We start from the raw sequence: 18,100 nt of genomic DNA, 5'->3' as shown, positions 1-18,100 counted from the left end.
GGAAATGCCATTCAAAAAATAAAAAACAATGAAAGAGTTTTATAAGCAATTAATAGAAAACAACAAGCAGTGGGTAGAAAAATCATTAGCATTAGACCCAAATTATTTCGCAGATTTAGCAAAAGGACAAACACCACCATTGTTATGGATTGGATGTTCTGACAGCCGTGTTCCTGCAAACGAAATTATTGGAGCTAAGCCAGGTGAGGTTTTTGTACACCGTAATATTGCTAATATGGTAGTGCACTCAGACATGAACATGTTAAGTGTATTAGATTATGCGGTAAATGTTTTAAAAGTAAAACACGTTATTGTTTGCGGGCATTACGGTTGTGGTGGTGTAAAAGCGGCAATGGGAAATATGTCTGTTGGAATTATCGACAACTGGATTCGTCATATTAAAGATGAATACCGTTTACACGACAAATACTTAAACTCAATTGAAGATGAAACAGAGCGTTTTAATGCTTTTGTTGAAATCAATGCTAAAGAACAAGTTTACAACTTAGCAAAAACATCTATCGTACAAGGAGCTTGGCAAAATGGTCAGGACTTAATGCTTCACGGATGGGTTTACGGATTAAATTCAGGTTTTGTAACCGATTTAAATGTGAACATTTCTTCGAATGCTGAATTAGATGATGTTTATCAATTGAATAATCTATAAGAAGATCATTTATATGAATAAAAAATCGCCTCAAAAGGGCGATTTTTTTTATTCATTTTCGTCTAGGTTTTCATTGAAAGCTGATGGTAACATTGTTGGAATAAACTTTATTAGGATCGGCAATAACAAACTTCCGCCTGGAAGTAAAAAGATCGTAAGCGATGGTATTGTTTTACAGATATCCAAAAGTTGTTTTTTTACTTTTTTCTTTTCCTTGGCATCTAAGTCCCTGGTTGTAGAATAAGCTAACAACACCATTAATTCTTTACTCTGAACTATTTCCTTAACCAGTCTGTTTTTATTCCTAATAATCAATTTTACGACTGTGTGTGTCATCTGATCATAAAAATGTTTCACCGGATTTGAATAATTGAAATACGGAATCTTCTTTTTATGTGTTGTGATAAACGAATTGGTAGTATCAATACTATGTGTTACAAAATCGTCTGAAACCTGCATCATTGATCCTAAGGAATATAAAAAGTAAGCTTCTTCATTCTCTACTACACCATCACTCCATAAAGCCATTCCGGCCATATCGATTAAATAATAATGCTCCAGTTTATTGGTAAAATAATCAAGTTGTAAAGTTTCTAAAGTATCGACAGTAACTTTTGAAAATTTTGAATAGCGTATTGATGCTTCAAAAAGCTTAATCAGTAAATCATCATGCTGCGATTTTACCGTTTTCGTTTTTAAAGCCAAACCAACAATACCAAGAACGGTTTCCTCAATTCGCTTTAAATATTTCTCCGGAATTGCACCATGTTCTAAATATTGTCTAAACGCTAATACATCAATAAATAACAATGCATTCGTCACCAAATGTGAAAAGTTTTTACTGATAATACTGTCATTCGTTTGTACCCTCTGATCGATTATACTTTCTAACGAAAGGGAAGGAGTATCTTTTGGAAGTAAAATTTTAAACAGATTAAATCCTTCAGGATTCATTTCTTTATAAAATTTTAAAACTTCGGTAGTAAAATTGTTGGGTTCAGAATTTCTTTTTTCCAGACAAAAAACACCATACAAAGTATTTAATAAGGCAATTTTAGAAATCTCTGTTTTAAACCAGCCTTTTATCGGAATGGGAATTTGAGAATCAATCGAAATGATATGGCCATAAATAAATCCGGTGGCTCTGACTTTATCGTAAAACGATTCATTAGTCTCAAAAGGAATAGCTTCTGAAAACTTTTGTTCGCTAAAAAACTTATCTATCCAACCTGGTGCTGATGGGTTAATCATTAACTTTTGTTTGAGGCTACAAAGCTATATCTTTTTCTTGTTTTAGAATTACTTTAAAATGAAATAACCACTAGATTTTGTGAAAAAATAGTGGTTACTGTATTTTTATTTGATGATTCCTGCACAGGCAACTCTACCACCGGCATTTCCGGTAGGCTGAGTAGTAAAATCATCTGTTCCCTGATGTACTATTAAACCTTTGCCTAAAACATCTTTGGATGCATCTCCACAGCCAACACACCATTCGTCAGTGGTTAAAGTTATAGTTCCGTTACCTTTTGCATCAGCAGTGAAGTTTCCTATATCGCCTTTGTGATATTCACCAACGCCCCATTTTCCGTGTTTTTTAAAGGTTGGATTCCAGTGTCCGCCAGCTGAACTTCCATCTGCTGCAGTACAATCTGATTTTTCGTGAATGTGTATAGCGTGAACACCAGGCTGTAATCCGGCCACTTTTGCAACAAAAGTTACTTTTCCGTTTTTCTCTGTAAAAGTTGCAGTTCCGCTTACGGTGCTGTTACTTTTTGGTTCCAGATTTACAGTTAAAGTCTTGGCATCACTCGATTTTGTATTCGTCTTACAGCCAATTATTAAGGCAGTAATTATAGCGAAGGAAACAATGATTTTTTTCATATGTGAGGCATTTAAATTAAAGATTAAGTAAATTTAACATAAAAAATACGATATAACTTAACGTCTTAAGTTAAAAAAAACTAAAACTATTTGTCTTATTTTAATAGCAGTTTGAGGCTGAAGACAAAAATATTGCTTAAATTCGTAAAGGTTTTTAACGAAAATTTTCCCAAATTCGATTTTCTAATTCATTAATATTTAATCTTTAACGTTATGATGAAGAATGTTTTTATCCTGTTTTTTTTAAGCACCATACTAGTTTCCTGTAAATGTAAAAAAACAGATTCGGTTTCTAAACTGGAAGGAAACTGGGAACTAAATTATATCTCAGGTCCAAGAATTGCTTTTGATGGATTGTACCCCACTAAAAAACCAACCCTAAATTTCGATCTAAAAGAAAATCATATTTCCGGGAACAGCAGCTGTAATTCTTTTAACGGAAAATTAGTTCTCGACGGCAATAAAATTGATTTTACGCAGCCTATGGCGATGACCAAAATGATGTGCCAGGATGGACAGGGAGAACAGGTATTTATGAGCACTTTGCAAAAAATAACATCTTATGATGTGACAGATGATGGCAAGACCCTGAATCTTATTTCTGGTGATATTGCTATGATGCGTTTCACAAAAAAATAGAAGGTTTATTTATTAACTCTATTAAAAGTTTATTTTATGAAACATAAATTATTGATTTTACTAGTGTTAGTGTGCTTTGTAAGTTTCCCGGTTTTGTCTCAGGAAAAAACGAAAAAGGAATTAAAAGCCGAACGGGAATTACAGAAACAAAAAGAAATTGAAGCACTTATCGATTCTAAGAATTTTGTTTTTGAAGCACAAAAAGCAATTCCACAAGGAGGCAGGATGTTAAATTTAGATTACAATACCTATTTTTTGAAATTTAATACAGACAAAACCACGTGCGATTTGCCATTCTTTGGTCGTGCTTTTAGTGTACCATATGGTGGTGATGGAGGCATAAAATTTGAAGGCGTTCCGGAAAACGTAAAGATTGAAAAAAAGAAAAAGTCGTATAACGTCAAAGCAACTGTTAAAGGTAAGGATGATGTTTACACACTGTATTTTAATATTTTTTTTGATGGAGGAGCATCGCTTTCTATCAGTAGTAATAACAGAGCATCGATTTCATATGATGGAGAAATTGAAGCTCCAAAAACAGATGAAATTAAGAAATAAGAAGCACGTTTTAGTTTTAATAATTAGATCCCCGAATTCTTTACTTTATGCCAAAAAATACTTTTTATGTTTTGATTGAGAAACACTATTTTTTGATGTTGTTTCTGCTGGGAATGTCTTCAGGTTTTAGCCAGGATTTAGAACCTCGGGTATATGCTAATGTTCCTAAAAAATTAAATGTAGCTGCCATCGGATATGCTTTTATGGATGGAAATGTACTAACAGAACCATCATTGCCAATTTCTGATTTTACTATTCAAAGTCATAATCTGGCCGCAACCTATGTGAGAACATTTGGTTTGGCAAATAAATTGGCTCGTGTGCAAGTTGCATTGCCTTTTACTTTTATGGATGGATCAGCAAACGTAAGTGGTCAGAATATAACAGGATCAAGAACGGGCTTTGGTGATATGAAAGTTCGATTTGGTGTAAATCTGTTAGGTTCTCCCGCTCTTGATAAATCCGAATTTAGAAAATTTGAGCAAAAAACCATTTTAGGGGTGAGTTTAGTAACATCCATTCCCACAGGTAAATATTATGATGATAAGCGCGTGAATATTGGTACAAACCGTTGGGGATTTAAGCCTGAGGTTGGTATTTCACAGCGATTTTCTCATTTTTATGCTGAAGTCTACGGAGGTATTTGGTTTTATACCGATAACAATGATTTTTTAGGAAAAAAAATGGAGCAGAAACCTACAGGAAGTTTGCAGGCACACGCCAGTTATTATTTTAAGAATAGTATGTGGCTTGGTTTTAATACGACTTGGTTTTTTGGAGGCAAAACAATTACCGATGGTGTTTCTGATGCCAGTGAAATTGATAATTGGAGGGTAGGAGCAACGTTTTCTACACCAATTGCAAAAGGTCAGTCTCTTAGGTTTCAATACCATGTAGGGGCTTATACAAACAATGGCTTAAATTATTATGCTTTAACGGCAGCGTATCAATATTCTTTCTTTTAAAGATTGAAGATGGTGTAATGTGTTTAAAATCAGTATATTTGATAATGAATAAATGTTTGAATTAATCTAAAACCAAAAAACTATGAAAAAATTAAGTCTTATTCTTGTTATGGCAATCGCCTCGTTTTCATCGTATGCGCAATCTTCGTATAAAGAAGATGTAGAATTAGTGCAGAGTATTTATGGAAAATCTAAAACTGACCTCGTAAAACAATATATGAATTTGTCTGATACTCAGAATGCTGCTTTTACAAAAGTATATGAAAATTACGAAAACGAACGTAAAGCTCTTGGTCAAACCAAATTACAGTTAATTAATTATTATGCAGAGAATTATGCAACTCTTACAGAAGAAAAAGCAGACGAATTGGCCAAAGGAACTTTAAAAAATAATCAGGATTACGAAAAGTTATATTCCAAAACTTATGGTCAGGCTAAAAAGGCAATCGGTGCAATAAATGCAGCAAAATTTATTCAGTTAGAGGTTTATTTGCAGACTGTTATTCGTAACGAAATTCAGGATACAATTCCTTTTATTGGAGAATTGGATAAAACGAAGGTTCAGATGTAACAACTTTTACCTTTACTAAAAAAAAAGCGACAGTTGTAGATTTCTACAACTGTCGCTTTTTTTATTTTCAGACTCTTTATTTAGCTGCTTTAACTTCATAAATAGCATTTAGCATCCCATTTTTCGGACTATCGAGAGTAAGTTCCCAAAACATAATTCCACCTAATTTTTTGGCTTTCACATATTCTGTTTTTGCTTTGACAGATTTAAGATCATCAGATGTTGCAAATGTTTTTGTTCCTGCGTTGTACCAATAAGGCGCTTGCGCTTTTTCATCATAAAAATATTTCCATCCATTTGCTTCTGTATAAGTTGTAGCAAAGTTTTTAAAATCAGCGCCCGGAATGTGCTCACCAGCCTGATATAAACCATTGTTGATGTTTTCAACATTCTTCCATGTTCTGGTATAAAAAGCAGCACCAATAACTAATTTTTCAGCAGGAACGCCTTGTTTTAAAAGATAAGTAACAGCTCTGTCAGTAGATTCTTCTTTCGGATTTGTACTGTATAATGGCGTATGATGTCCCGTAACCTTAGAATATCCGTTTACTAAATCGTAACTCATAATATTAATACGATTTACATATGGTGCAACGCCTTTCCAGTCTATAGACTCATCCAAACATTTTTGAAAACCTCCTGCGGCAAAACTTAATTCATACTTTTTACCTAGAGTGGATCGCAATTTTTTTAACAAATCAGTAAAATTAGGCTTATCTGCAGCTTGGTACAAATGACCTGGCAAACCTTCAATTGATGGATATTCCCAGTCTAAATCTAAACCATCTACTTTAAAATAATCACTAACTTCTTTCACAGATTTTGCAAAAGTAAGTCTGCCTTCATCTGTCGAAAAGGCAGCAGAGCAAGGTTCGCAGCCACCCCAGCCTCCAAGAGATAAAACAATTTTAAGTTGCGGATTCTTAGCTTTTGCAGCAACCAGATGTTTAATTGTGATAGAATCTTTAGGAGAATCAACACTTAGTTTACCATTTTTTAAATGACAAAAACTAAAAATAATTTGATCCAGTTTGTTGACTTCGTATTCGTTAATCAATTTGTCATCGCCCGTGTAGTAAGCAATGATATCCATTTTTTTATTTTTTTGTGCAAAAACAGTAGTCGTAAAACTGCACAATAATAAAAAGGCAATCAGGTTAATTTGTTTCATTTTAAAGTTTTTTGTTTTTTGAATGCTAAATATAAGGCAATACATTTAATATTTAACTATGTTCTTTGTGTCATAAAACAAATTTTAACGAAAATTTGCAAATTCCTGCAAAAATATTGCGCTTCATAAATCAGGTTCTCAAAGATTTTTAATCCGTAGCAAAACCTATTTTATATGCACTGTAGTTTACCACACTGCTATACATCTCTACTTTTAAATGAACTTATATCACTTATATGGTGAAAAAAACACATGGTAGAAAACAAAAAAATAAACCCGCACAGTTTCGGACTTGCGCGGGTTTAAACAAATTAAAAGCTAAAAACTATTTTTGTATTAGAAGCAGTATTCGTTTTCTGCAACCAATTTAGAAGTAATCGTTTCTCTCAATGCCACAACATTTGGATTGTTTGTGTATTTTGTGAAACGTTTTAATCCCATTAACATCATACGTTGTTCGTCACCTTCAGCAAAAGAAATAATTCCTTCTTTTCCTCTTGAGTTAACGATATCCACAGCTTTGTATAAGTATAATTTTGCCATTGCAATTTGCTCTTGTACTTTAGCTTCACCTTGAGTTTTAGCTAATTTCTCTGTTCTAAGAATAGTACTTTCAGCCATGTAAACCTCGATTAAGATATCAGAAGCAGCCATTAATAACTGTTGGTGAGAATCTAAATCCGGTCCGTATTTTTGAACAGCGCTACCAGCAACCATTAAGAATACTTTTTTCAGGTTAGCGATAATTCCTTTTTCTTCAGCAAATAATTCAGAGAAATCAGGAGTATCAAAAGATGGAATTCCCATTAATTCTTCCTGAACTTTCATTGCTGGTCCAAGTAAATCAACGTGACCTTTCATTGCTTTTTTGATCAACATACCTACAGAAAGCATTCTGTTGATTTCGTTTGTTCCTTCGTAGATTCTAGCAATACGAGCATCTCTCCAGGCACTCTCCATTGGAGTATCTTCAGAGAATCCCATTCCACCAAAAATCTGAATTCCTTCATCAGCACAAGATTGTACGTCTTCAGAAACAGCAACTTTTAAGATTGAGCATTCGATAGCATATTCTTCAACACCTTTCAATTCAGCTTCCTGGTGAGAAGTTCCTTCTGCCTCACGAGCAGCAATTCTGTCTTCGATATCTTTTGCAGCTCTGTAAGAAGCACTTTCTCCAGCGTATGCATTAGTTGCCATTTCAGCTAATTTAGAACGGATAGCTCCAAAAGATGAAATTGCAGTATTAAACTGAATTCTTTCGTTAGCATATTTTACTGCATTTGAAGTAACTCTACGTTGTGCATCTAAACAAGCAGCAGCCAATTTAATACGTCCAACGTTCAAAGCATTCATTGCAATTTTGAAACCGTTTCCTCTTTCAGATAACATGTTTTCAACAGGAACTTTCGTATCGTTGAAGAAAACCTGACGAGTAGAAGAAGCACGGATTCCTAATTTATGCTCTTCTTCATTCATAGAAATTCCGTTTGACGGATCGTTTTCTACGATGAAACCTGTAATATTTTTATCATCTCCAATACGGGCAAAAACGATGAAAACGCTGCAGAAACCTGCATTCGAAATCCACATTTTTTGTCCTGTAATTTTATAATGAGTTCCATCTTCAGATAAAACAGCTTTTGTTTTTCCTGAGTTTGCATCAGATCCTGCACCTGGCTCAGTTAAGCAATAAGCTCCAAACCATTCTCCGGAAGCCAATTTAGGAACGTATTTTTTCTTTTGTTCTTCAGTACCATAAAGTGTAATTGGCATAGTTCCAATTCCTGTATGAGCACCAAAAGCAGTTGAGAAAGATCCAGTTGCACCAGAAATGTAATCGCAAACTAACATTGTAGATACGAATCCCATTCCCAATCCACCGTATTCTTCAGGAACCGCAACTCCAAGAAGTCCCAATTCTCCAGCTTTACGCATAGAAGCTTCTGTATAAGCGTAATCTTTTTTCTCAAAACGATCTTTATGCGCCCATAATTCTTTATCAACGAACTCTTTTACAGAGTCACGCATCATTAACTGCTCTTCTGAGAAATCTTCTGGTGTAAAGACATCTTCGCACTTTGTTTCTTTAACTAAAAACTGACCACCACGGGTTACGTTTTTTTCGATTGTATCTGCCATTGCTTTTTGTTTTTTGTATATTTTTTTATTTTATAACCTTGTATAATTTAGTATTTCCAGCTTTTTTGTCATTCCGACGGAGGAGGAATCCCCGCAAGTAGCTCCACAACGATTGACAAACTATGCGGATAATTGTCGCGGAGATTCCTCGTTCCTCGGAATGACAAACTAAACGTTTACTTTGTCGAATCACTAGTGTGATTTCTCCTTCGTCGAAATGACAAAGAAGACGTTTTACAATACCTCGTAAATCCCTGCAGAACCTTGTCCAGTCCCCACACACATAGAAACAATTCCGTATTTACTACCTCTGCGTTTCATTTCATCAAATAACTGAACAGAAAGTTTAGCACCTGTACATCCCAGAGGGTGACCTAAAGCGATCGCTCCACCGTTTACGTTTACGATATCAGGGTTTAAACCTAACTCGCGAATTACAGCCAAAGACTGAGAAGCGAATGCCTCGTTTAATTCAACCAAGTCAATATCTTTCAATTCTAAACCAGCTTGTTTCAACGCTTTCGGAATAGCTTTTACAGGACCGATACCCATAATTCTTGGCTCAACGCCAGATGAAGCAAAATTTACTAATCTGGCAATTGGCTCAAGGTTTAATTCTTTAACCATGTCCTCACTCATGATTAAAACAAAAGCAGCACCATCACTCATTTGTGATGAGTTACCTGCTGTAACGCTACCATCCGCAGCAAAAACAGGTCTCAATCCAGCCAAAGCAGCAACTGATGTTCCGGCTCTTGGACCTTCGTCTTGTTTTACAACGTATGATTTAGTTTCTTTTTTTCCATTTTCATTGATGAAAGTCTGCTCAACAGTAATCGGAACGATTTGTTTGTCGAATTTACCTTCAGCCTGCGCTTTTAACGCTTTCATATGAGAGTTGTAAGCAAACTCATCCTGATCTTCTCTTGAGATTTTGTATTGGTTCGCAACCGCTTCAGCAGTTAAACCCATTCCCCAGTAATAATCTTCGTGACCTGCAGCGGCAACTTTATAATCCGGAGTTGGTTTGTAACCTCCCATCGGAATAAAACTCATACTTTCAGCTCCACCGGCGATAATACAATCTGCCATTCCTGATTGGATTTTAGCAGTTGCCATTCCGATAGTTTCTAATCCAGATGCGCAATAACGGTTAACTGTAACTCCAGGAACATCTTCAACTTTTAATCCCATTAATGAGATCAAACGTCCAACGTTAAGTCCTTGTTCTGCTTCCGGCATGGCATTTCCTACCATAACGTCATCGATACGTTTTTTGTCGAAATCAGGCAGTTCATCCATCATAAACTGAATAGTTTCTGCTGCTAATTCGTCAGGTCTTTTAAATCTAAAAACCCCTTTTGGTGCTTTTCCTACCGCAGTACGGTAAGCTTTTACGATATATGCTGTTTTCATTTGTTTTGTTTTTTTAAGATTTATTAGAAGAAAGAAGAAAGAGGCAAGAAGCAAGATATTTCTAAAGTCTTGCTTCTTGTTTCTTGCATCTATTTTCTAATTACGAAGTGGTTTTCCTTTAGTTAACATATACTGAATTCTCTCTAAAGTCTTACGCTCAGTACAAAGAGATAAGAAAGCTTCACGTTCGATATCTAATAAATATTGTTCAGATACTAAAGTCGCTTCAGATAAATCACCACCGGCCATTACATAAGCCAGTTTGTTAGCGATTTTTTTATCGTGCTCAGAAATGTATTTTCCAGCTTCCATTTGGTCAGTTCCTACTAAGAACATTCCAAGTGCTTGTTTACCTAAAACCTTAACATCAGTTCTTCTGATAGGTTGTGTATAACCTGCTTCAGCCATTAATAAAGCATGTTTCTTAGCCTCAGCAATCTGACGATCTTTGTTTACTACGATAACATCTTTACCATGTTGAAGAAGTCCAGTGTCAAAAGCTTCATAACCAGAAGTAGAAACTTTTGCCATAGCGATCGTTAAGAAATACTCCTGAAGAACGTTCAATTCCACATCATTTTTGCGGAATAAATCTGAAGCTCTCAAAGCCATTTCTTTAGATCCACCACCACCAGGAAGTACACCAACACCAAATTCAACCAATCCCATGTACGTTTCTGCAGCAGCAACCACTTTATCAGCGTGTAAGCTCATTTCGCATCCACCACCAAAAGTCATTCCGTGAGGCGCAACCACAACTGGAATAGAAGAGTAACGAACGCGCATCATCGTGTCCTGGAACATTTTGATAGCCATGTTCAATTCGTCATATTCCTGCTCAACAGCCATCATGAAAATCATTCCGATATTAGCTCCAACAGAGAAATTTGCTGCTTGGTTACCAATAACTAAACCTTGATATTCTTTTTCAGATAAGTCGATTGCTTTATTGATAGCCTGAAGTACATCGCCACCAATAGTATTCATTTTAGATTGGAATTCTAAGTTCAAAATTCCATCTCCTAAATCCTGAATGATTGCGCCACTATTGCTCCAAACTTTTTTGCTTTCGCGAATGTTGTTCAGAATAATGAATGAATCTTGTCCAGGAACTTTTACTTGTGATTTTGTTGGAATGTTATAGAAATAAGTTGCTCCTTCTTTTACAGAGTAGAAACTTTCGCTTCCAGAAGCTAACATTTCAGTAACCCATGCAGCTGGCTCTAAACCTTCTGCTTTCATGATTTCGATTCCGTTGGCTACACCAATCGCATCCCAGATTTCGAATGGACCATTTTCCCATCCAAAACCGGCTTTCATCGCATCATCAATTTTGTATAATTCGTCTGAGATTTCAGGAATTCTGTTTGACACATAAGCAAACATTCCAGAGAAACTCTTACGGTAGAATTCACCTGCTTTGTCTTTTCCTTTTACTAAAACTTTAAAGCGATTGATTGGTTTATCAATAGTTTTTGTCAGTTCAAGTGTAGCAAAATTTGCTTTTTTAGCAGCACGGTATTCTAATGTATCTAAGTCTAAAGACAAAATATCTTTATCTACTTTTTTATAAAACCCTTGACCTGTTTTGCTTCCTAACCATTTATTTTCCATCATTTTGTTGACGAAATCAGGAAGTTTAAACAATTCGTGTTGTTCGTCTGTTGGGCAGTTTTCGTAGATACCGTTGGCAACGTGTACCAAAGTATCCAAACCAACAACGTCAACGGTACGGAAAGTAGCCGATTTTGGACGACCAATTACCGGACCAGTCAATTTATCCACTTCTTCAATTGTTAATCCCATTTCTTTTACCAAATGGAATAAACTCTGAATTCCGTAAATACCAATTCTGTTTCCAATAAACGCCGGAGTATCTTTAGCAACAACCGAAGTTTTCCCTAGGAATTTAGATCCGTATTCGTTTAAGAAATCCAATACTTCAGTTGAAGTTTTTGGACCAGGAATAATTTCAAATAATTTTAAGTAACGCGCAGGGTTAAAAAAGTGAGTTCCGCAGAAGTGTTGTTGAAAATCTTCGCTTCTTCCTTCGCTCATAAAATGAATTGGAATACCAGAAGTGTTTGATGTAACCAAAGTTCCCGGAGTACGGAATTTCTCGATTTGTTCAAAAACCAGTTTTTTGATATCCAAACGCTCCACAACAACTTCAATAATCCAGTCAACATTGGCAATTTTTGCCATATCATCTGTCGTATTTCCAGTTGTGATTCTGCTAGCAAATTTTTGACTGTAAATAGGAGACGGTTTCGATTTTAATGAATTCGCCAAGTGCTCGTTTACGACACGGTTGCGAACTGCTTTACTTTCAAGTGTTAATCCTTTTTTAGCTTCAGCTTCTGTCAACTCGCGTGGTACGATGTCAAGCAGTAAAACTTCAACACCAATGTTGGCAAAATGACAAGCTATTCCTGAACCCATAATTCCGGATCCAATTACAGCAACTTTTTTAATTGTGCGTTTCATAATTTGTTACTATTTGTTTTTTGTTTTGAATTGAAATAAGCCGTCCCCTTTAATACGAATCTGCTTATTCCTTTTCTTTGTTTTCTGTTTGGGTAAATATGTTTTTGTCCTGAATCAATTCGTTGATAATTTCAGAAACTTCGATAAAATGTTTCAGTTTTTCATCCGAAACATGTTTTCTAACGGTTTCATTAAATTTCAGAACTGTATTCTTAGATAAATCTCTTTTTTCTTTTCCAAATTCGGTTAGGTAAATTAAAACACCGCGACCGTCAGATGGATTCTTTTTGCGAACAATCAAACCTTTGTCTTCCATTGATTTTAATGTTCTGGTCAGGCTCGTGGCTTCCATTCCCATTCTTGGCCCTAAGGCAGTCGAAGGTGTTCCTTCTTCCTTGTCGATACTCAAAAGAGCAAACCCGGTGGCCATAGTGGCATCGTATTTTGCAGCTTCTTCGTTATACATTCTTGAAACAGCTTGCCATGTCGCTCTCAAAATATAATCTATTGTTTTGTCTTTCATAGGTAACTATATCGATTTCAAATATAATCAAAAAATACTATGCATGCATATTATTTTAAGATAAATTTTTGGTTAATAAATTTTTTGTTCTGGTTTTCAGTGTTTTATGGTTATTTTTAATTTGAAATATACTATTCTTTTTTGATATTTTAACAAATTAAGTGCGGTAAAAATTGTTTTATGACTTTAAAACGGAGTTAAATTCCATATAATGTAAAAATTGCTGTTTATAATGCAGTATTATTATCCAATTCATATTTGGAAAGTGCCTTTTGCAGTATATTTTTCATTCGTTTTCGGAGGTTTTCGGGTCGGAGAATTTCGATTCCGTCGCCAAAACCCAATAAAATACGTTCCATCTCATAATTCGGCAAAATAAAGAGATGTACAATAATACTTCCGTCTTCATTTTCTTTAATCAACCGCTGTGACGAATGCAAAGGTTTGGTCACAACATAAGGCGCATTTACCGAATCAATCCAAAGTTCGATTCGTCGTGGCTGTAATCCCTGATTAACCGTAACGCCAATTACATTTTTATAAAACAAATCGGCATCAAAATCTTCTTCTATATAAGGTAGGTTAAAATCGTAGTCGATTGCGATAATGCGATCCAAAGCCAAATTTTTAATGGGCTGTGAACTTTTTGTCTTTCCCACCAAAAACCAACGGTTATTAAATTCCTTCAATATAAAAGGATGAAAGTGGAATTTGGTTTCTTCTCTCGATTTAAAAGACTTGTACGTAATCACAAGCGTAACTTTCTTAATAATCGCCTGATAAATCTCGTCTAAGAAATGGAGCCCTTTCAAATTCTCATTTTTATCCAGATAGATAACCGGTTTCGTATGTGACTTCTCCGCATAGATTTTATCCTCCAGACGTTGTAAAATATCTGAGACATCGCTAAACAAAGAGAAATCCTTAAACTGTTTCAGCATCGAAACCGTTTCAGTCAAAACATTCATATCCGTTTCCGTTAGCGGAATATCTGTGATCGAAAATTCGTCATCTTCATATTTATAATACTTTTTATCATAAACAACAATCGGCGCATTATAACCCAGTTTTTCACTTCGCATCAGCTGAATATCCATCTGAATCGTTCGTTTGCTAATCGGGTTTTCCCGACCTTCATATTCAAACAAAGCTTCAGAACAGCATTCGATCAAATCTTCCAGAGTCCATTGCCGGTATTTATTCTGCAGGCATTTGTCAATCGTTTTGTAGCGTATTAAGGCATTTTTGTTTTGTGACATATTTTGAGGTTTTGCCGCAAAGGCACGAAGGCTCAAAGTTTTTGTTTCACGCAGATTATGCAGATTTAGCGGATTTTTTAAATCATTTTAATCCTTTAATCTGTGGCTATAAAAAACTTGGTGACTTCTGCTCCCGATAGCTATCGGGATTGCGCGATTCAAATTTTCAGTTTTTCAATTACGTATAATTATTTCCAGTTTTTGGGCGTGTCCCTCCGGGCCGGGCTTTCGGCTTTATCTTTTGTTCCGTTCCACTTCACAAAAGGATATCGCCTCTATCCCTCACGCGTCTTGTTTCATAATGGCATTTATATTATTACAATATTATTTACCGTCAAAATATTTAAGTCCCAGCGGGACAGTATGTTTATAGAAACCAGTGGGACAGTATGTTTATAGAAACCAGCGTGACAACATGTTTATAGAAATAATAAAACACGTTTTCATTAACCCCATCGGGGTGACATATTTTGTAATGTATTTACAGCCTAAATATCGCTCCGCTGGAGCTTTGATTCAACAATTCAATATTAAGCTATAAACATATTGCTCCTCTGGAGCCTTTAATTCAATTCAAAAAAATCTGCAAAATCTGCGAGAGAAAAATTTTGCGTCAAATTTTTTATAGCCACAGATTAAAGGATTCAATTAATAAAAAAAAACTTTTTAAATCTGCTTAAAACTTTTTAAATCTGCGTGAAACAAAAACTTTGCGCCTTTGCTCCCGATAGCTATCGGGATTGCGCGATTATTTTTTGCGTTCTAAAATGTTTATCTCTTTTTCAATATTAATTCGTGCCTTCTCTTCATACAATTTCCTGAATTCATCCGTTTGAAAAATAAAATCATTTTCCAGAAAATGTTTCAACGCTTTTGCCCGCCCGGGTTTATAAAGAAAATCAGGATAAATGCGGTATTCTTTTCTAATCTGTTCAAAATAGATTTTATAATCGTCCCAATCTCTGGCGAGGATTTTCAAATCAAAATCAATCAGCCAGTTAATATCTTCAACTTCATTATGCTGATGCAATTGTGTCGCACAAATAATATCAAAAACCAATTCCGAATTCAAAGTGGTTTCGTTCGGAAGAATCTTAACCGCATATTCCGCACTTTTTAATTCGTTGTCTTTTTTACTGCTGACATAAATGTAGTCGTGATAAAAGATCGAATACAAAACTTCATTCGGAAATTGAAGCTGATCAAAATAGGTTTCATAACAGATAATCATATCTTGTATATGCGTCAGATTATGATAATGTCTTGATTTTTTGGAATAGGCTTTTTCTAAATCAAGCCAATTTTGCTGAATCTCATTTTCTCCGAAGCCAATATTCGTGAGTAATTCGGTATATTTATCTTTAAGATTCATGTAGTTTTTTCTCAAAAATAAAGATTCTTTTTTACTGCGCAAAATAATTGCGTAGTAGTATTTGAATCTTTGAAAATAAAATTGATAGATATGAAAAAGTCAGGATTTGAAATTCATCCTTTTGATGAAGCTTTTTATAGTCAAGCTTTATTAACCAAAACACGTTCAATTTTGAATGATGTTGAATCATTAAATGATTTTTGGAAAAAAGACTATTATGATTGCAAAAACGATGATGTAATTCTAGATTTACTTCAGAATATTATTCTTAGTGTAGGAGGAATTTCCCGATTTTTTTGGCCTCCAATGAGTAATTTATGTTATAAGAATAGAGGAGAAAAGCTGCGCGAAGTTTACCATATTAATGATTCAAGTATTTTAAAAAATAGAGATATGCGAAATCTTTTGGAACATTTTGATGAAAGATTAGATGATTTTTTAAAAGAATTTACTATTGGGACAATAATGCAAAAATACGTCGGGCCAATAACTTACGTAGATGATAATAGAACATTTTTTAGAGCATATTTTTATGATAAGGACATTTTTAAGATGTTCAATGTAGAATATGAAATACAGCCAATTATAGATGAGATTAATAGAATTCATGAAATTTTATTAGTTCAACAAGAAAATGGTGGTCGATTTTAAATAACTGCGTAGTAGTAAAAAAAACTTTGCACCTATGAACCTCTGCAACTTTGCCCCTTAAAAAATAGAAAAAATGAAAACACAAATCAACGGATTTGAATTAATGGAATTAGGATTCCCGGAAGGAAAAATAATCGGAATCGCATTAAAAATAAACAGTAAAAGACATGGGTTAAAACGTGATGAAATGATAACCAATTTCAAAAGCGTTTTGGAAACACCAGAAAATTATACAGACGATGCTATTTTTAGCAAACTCGCTACTGCCCTAATCGAAAAAGCAAATGAAAAACCAGAAGATTTCATCACTTTAAATCAAAATCCAAACGCCTATTCTGCTTACGGATTAGAACATATCGAAGACGGCGCCAGAAAACAAATGGAAGTTGCTATGAAATTGCCGGTTACGGTTGTTGGAGCTTTAATGCCAGATGCGCATCAGGGGTACGGATTGCCTATCGGTGGAGTTTTAGCTACCAAAAATGCCATTATTCCGTATGGTGTTGGAGTTGATATTGGTTGTAGAATGGCTTTGTCGGTTTATGATATTCCGGAAGATTTTTACTTTGAAAACGAAGCTAAATTCAAAAGAGAATTAGTGGCACATTCTAAGTTTGGTGCAGGTCATGGTTTTCAGGGACAATACAAATCAGATCACGCGATTTTGGAGAACGATACTTTTAATATGAATCCGTTTGTGAAGAATTTGAAAGATAAGGCCTGGTCGCAATTAGGTTCTTCCGGTGGAGGAAATCACTTTGTGGAATTCGGAATCATGGAATTTGCCAAAGACGATGCGGTTTTAAATATTCCGAAAGGAAAGTATGTCGCTTTGTTAACGCATTCGGGTTCACGTGGAATGGGCGCAACCATTGCCGGACATTATACTAAAATTGCTAAGGATGTTTGTAAACTTCCTGAAGTGGCAAGAAACTTAGCGTATCTGGATATGAACTCGCAATTGGGTCAGGAATATTGGATGGCGATGAATCTGGCGGGAGATTACGCTTCGGCTTGTCATGAAATTATCCATAACAAAATGGAGAAAGCTTTGGGAGCAACGATTTTAGCGAAAGTAGAAAACCACCATAATTTCGCGTGGAAAGAAACATGGAATGGAGAAGAAGTAATCGTGCATAGAAAAGGAGCAACCCCAGCCGGAAAAGGCGTAATGGGAATCATTCCGGGAAGTATGACCGCACCGGGATTTTTGGTGAGAGGAAAAGGGGAGGAGAACGCGATCAATTCGGCTTCGCACGGAGCAGGAAGACAAATGAGCAGAACTCAGGCCATTAAAAACATCACGAAAACCGAAATGCAATCTATCTTAAAAGATCACGGCGTAACCCTTATTGGAGCTGGTTTAGACGAAGCACCAATGGCCTATAAAGACATCAATCAGGTGATGGAAGCACAACAGGATTTAGTCGATGTCGTAGCAAAGTTTACCCCAAAAATGGTCAGAATGGCGGATGATGGGAGTAGAGAGGATTAAAAAAGAGGCAAGAAGCAAGAAGCAAGAAGCAAGAAGCAAGAAGCAAGAGGCAAGAAGCAAGAAGTAAGAAAATAGACTTTACTCATTTTATGACAAGCATTAAATTAAGAAGATGACTGGGTATTTACTTATCAGTCGCAGTTTTCAGTGGGTTAGACGTGCAGCAGTGCGTTTAACCCACTGAAAACTTAAAACACACCCCGTTAAAAAAACTTTGTGCCTTAGTGCCTTCGTGGCAGAAAGAAAACTTAGTGTCTTCGCGGCAGAAAGAAAACTTTGCGCCTTAGTGCCTTCGTGGCA

16 protein-coding genes are annotated in these 18,100 nt (G+C 35.4%); 7 read left to right on the top strand and 9 right to left on the bottom strand.

Annotated elements, in window-relative coordinates; translation table 11 throughout:
• The first annotated feature begins 28 nt into the window (after positions 1-28).
• Positions 29-667 (top strand): carbonate dehydratase, encoded by a 639-nt coding sequence (gene can, locus AC3ITQ_RS21165; protein ID WP_489236064.1) that lies wholly within the window; start codon positions 29-31, stop codon positions 665-667.
• 48 nt (positions 668-715) lie between these two features.
• On the opposite strand, the gene AC3ITQ_RS21160 is transcribed toward can, so the two are convergent.
• Positions 716-1,918: an LETM1-related biofilm-associated protein gene (locus AC3ITQ_RS21160; RefSeq protein WP_375032659.1), complete on the bottom strand. Its 1,203-nt coding sequence runs from the start codon at positions 1,916-1,918 to the stop codon at positions 716-718.
• Between the two features lie 105 nt (positions 1,919-2,023).
• Entirely contained in the window at positions 2,024-2,551 is a 528-nt protein-coding gene (locus AC3ITQ_RS21155) for a superoxide dismutase family protein (protein WP_489236063.1), read from the bottom strand.
• Positions 2,552-2,764: 213 nt separating this feature from the next.
• Here AC3ITQ_RS21155 and AC3ITQ_RS21150 point away from each other — a divergent pair, with 213 nt between their 5' ends.
• The 4 genes from AC3ITQ_RS21150 (at position 2,765) to AC3ITQ_RS21135 (ending at position 5,284) form a co-directional block, all read left to right on the top strand.
• Entirely contained in the window at positions 2,765-3,190 is a 426-nt protein-coding gene (locus tag AC3ITQ_RS21150) for an META domain-containing protein (protein WP_489236062.1), read from the top strand.
• A gap of 36 nt (positions 3,191-3,226) precedes the next feature.
• The gene (locus AC3ITQ_RS21145; protein WP_489236061.1) at positions 3,227-3,748 is read left to right on the top strand and encodes a DUF4251 domain-containing protein; all 522 of its coding nucleotides are present in this window, start codon (positions 3,227-3,229) and stop codon (positions 3,746-3,748) included.
• A 47-nt stretch (positions 3,749-3,795) separates the two neighbouring features.
• Positions 3,796-4,713: a transporter gene (locus tag AC3ITQ_RS21140; protein ID WP_489236060.1), complete on the top strand. Its 918-nt coding sequence runs from the start codon at positions 3,796-3,798 to the stop codon at positions 4,711-4,713.
• Positions 4,714-4,795: 82 nt separating this feature from the next.
• Positions 4,796-5,284: a hypothetical protein gene (locus tag AC3ITQ_RS21135; protein WP_489236059.1), complete on the top strand. Its 489-nt coding sequence runs from the start codon at positions 4,796-4,798 to the stop codon at positions 5,282-5,284.
• A gap of 76 nt (positions 5,285-5,360) precedes the next feature.
• Here AC3ITQ_RS21135 and AC3ITQ_RS21130 read toward each other — a convergent pair whose 3' ends face one another.
• The 7 genes from AC3ITQ_RS21130 to AC3ITQ_RS21100 all read right to left on the bottom strand — a co-directional run bounded on the left by AC3ITQ_RS21130 (position 5,361) and on the right by AC3ITQ_RS21100 (position 15,669).
• Positions 5,361-6,455 (bottom strand): glycoside hydrolase family 18 protein, encoded by a 1,095-nt coding sequence (locus tag AC3ITQ_RS21130; protein ID WP_489236058.1) that lies wholly within the window; start codon positions 6,453-6,455, stop codon positions 5,361-5,363.
• Between the two features lie 336 nt (positions 6,456-6,791).
• A complete protein-coding gene (locus tag AC3ITQ_RS21125; protein WP_489236057.1) occupies positions 6,792-8,597 on the bottom strand; it encodes an acyl-CoA dehydrogenase FadE in 1,806 nt (601 codons plus the stop codon).
• A gap of 234 nt (positions 8,598-8,831) precedes the next feature.
• Positions 8,832-10,013, bottom strand: coding sequence for a thiolase family protein (locus AC3ITQ_RS21120; protein WP_026984655.1), 1,182 nt, complete (start codon positions 10,011-10,013; stop codon positions 8,832-8,834).
• A 96-nt stretch (positions 10,014-10,109) separates the two neighbouring features.
• Positions 10,110-12,500 (bottom strand): 3-hydroxyacyl-CoA dehydrogenase/enoyl-CoA hydratase family protein, encoded by a 2,391-nt coding sequence (locus tag AC3ITQ_RS21115; RefSeq protein WP_489236056.1) that lies wholly within the window; start codon positions 12,498-12,500, stop codon positions 10,110-10,112.
• A gap of 64 nt (positions 12,501-12,564) precedes the next feature.
• A complete protein-coding gene (locus tag AC3ITQ_RS21110; RefSeq protein ID WP_056193743.1) occupies positions 12,565-13,023 on the bottom strand; it encodes a MarR family winged helix-turn-helix transcriptional regulator in 459 nt (152 codons plus the stop codon).
• Positions 13,024-13,250: 227 nt separating this feature from the next.
• On the bottom strand, positions 13,251-14,282 hold the full coding sequence (locus AC3ITQ_RS21105; RefSeq protein ID WP_489236055.1) for a helix-turn-helix transcriptional regulator: 1,032 nt from the start codon (positions 14,280-14,282) through the stop codon (positions 13,251-13,253).
• 748 nt (positions 14,283-15,030) lie between these two features.
• A complete protein-coding gene (locus tag AC3ITQ_RS21100; protein WP_489236054.1) occupies positions 15,031-15,669 on the bottom strand; it encodes an HD domain-containing protein in 639 nt (212 codons plus the stop codon).
• A 75-nt stretch (positions 15,670-15,744) separates the two neighbouring features.
• Here AC3ITQ_RS21100 and AC3ITQ_RS21095 point away from each other — a divergent pair, with 75 nt between their 5' ends.
• Positions 15,745-16,305, top strand: coding sequence for a hypothetical protein (locus AC3ITQ_RS21095; RefSeq protein ID WP_489236053.1), 561 nt, complete (start codon positions 15,745-15,747; stop codon positions 16,303-16,305).
• Between the two features lie 73 nt (positions 16,306-16,378).
• A complete protein-coding gene (locus AC3ITQ_RS21090; RefSeq protein WP_489236052.1) occupies positions 16,379-17,800 on the top strand; it encodes an RtcB family protein in 1,422 nt (473 codons plus the stop codon).
• Positions 17,801-18,100: the final 300 nt, after the last annotated feature.

The organism is Flavobacterium sp. KH_001 (assembly GCF_057840745.1).
Note: the sequence above shows the minus strand (reverse complement) of the source record. Positions and strands in the feature narration are given on the sequence as shown.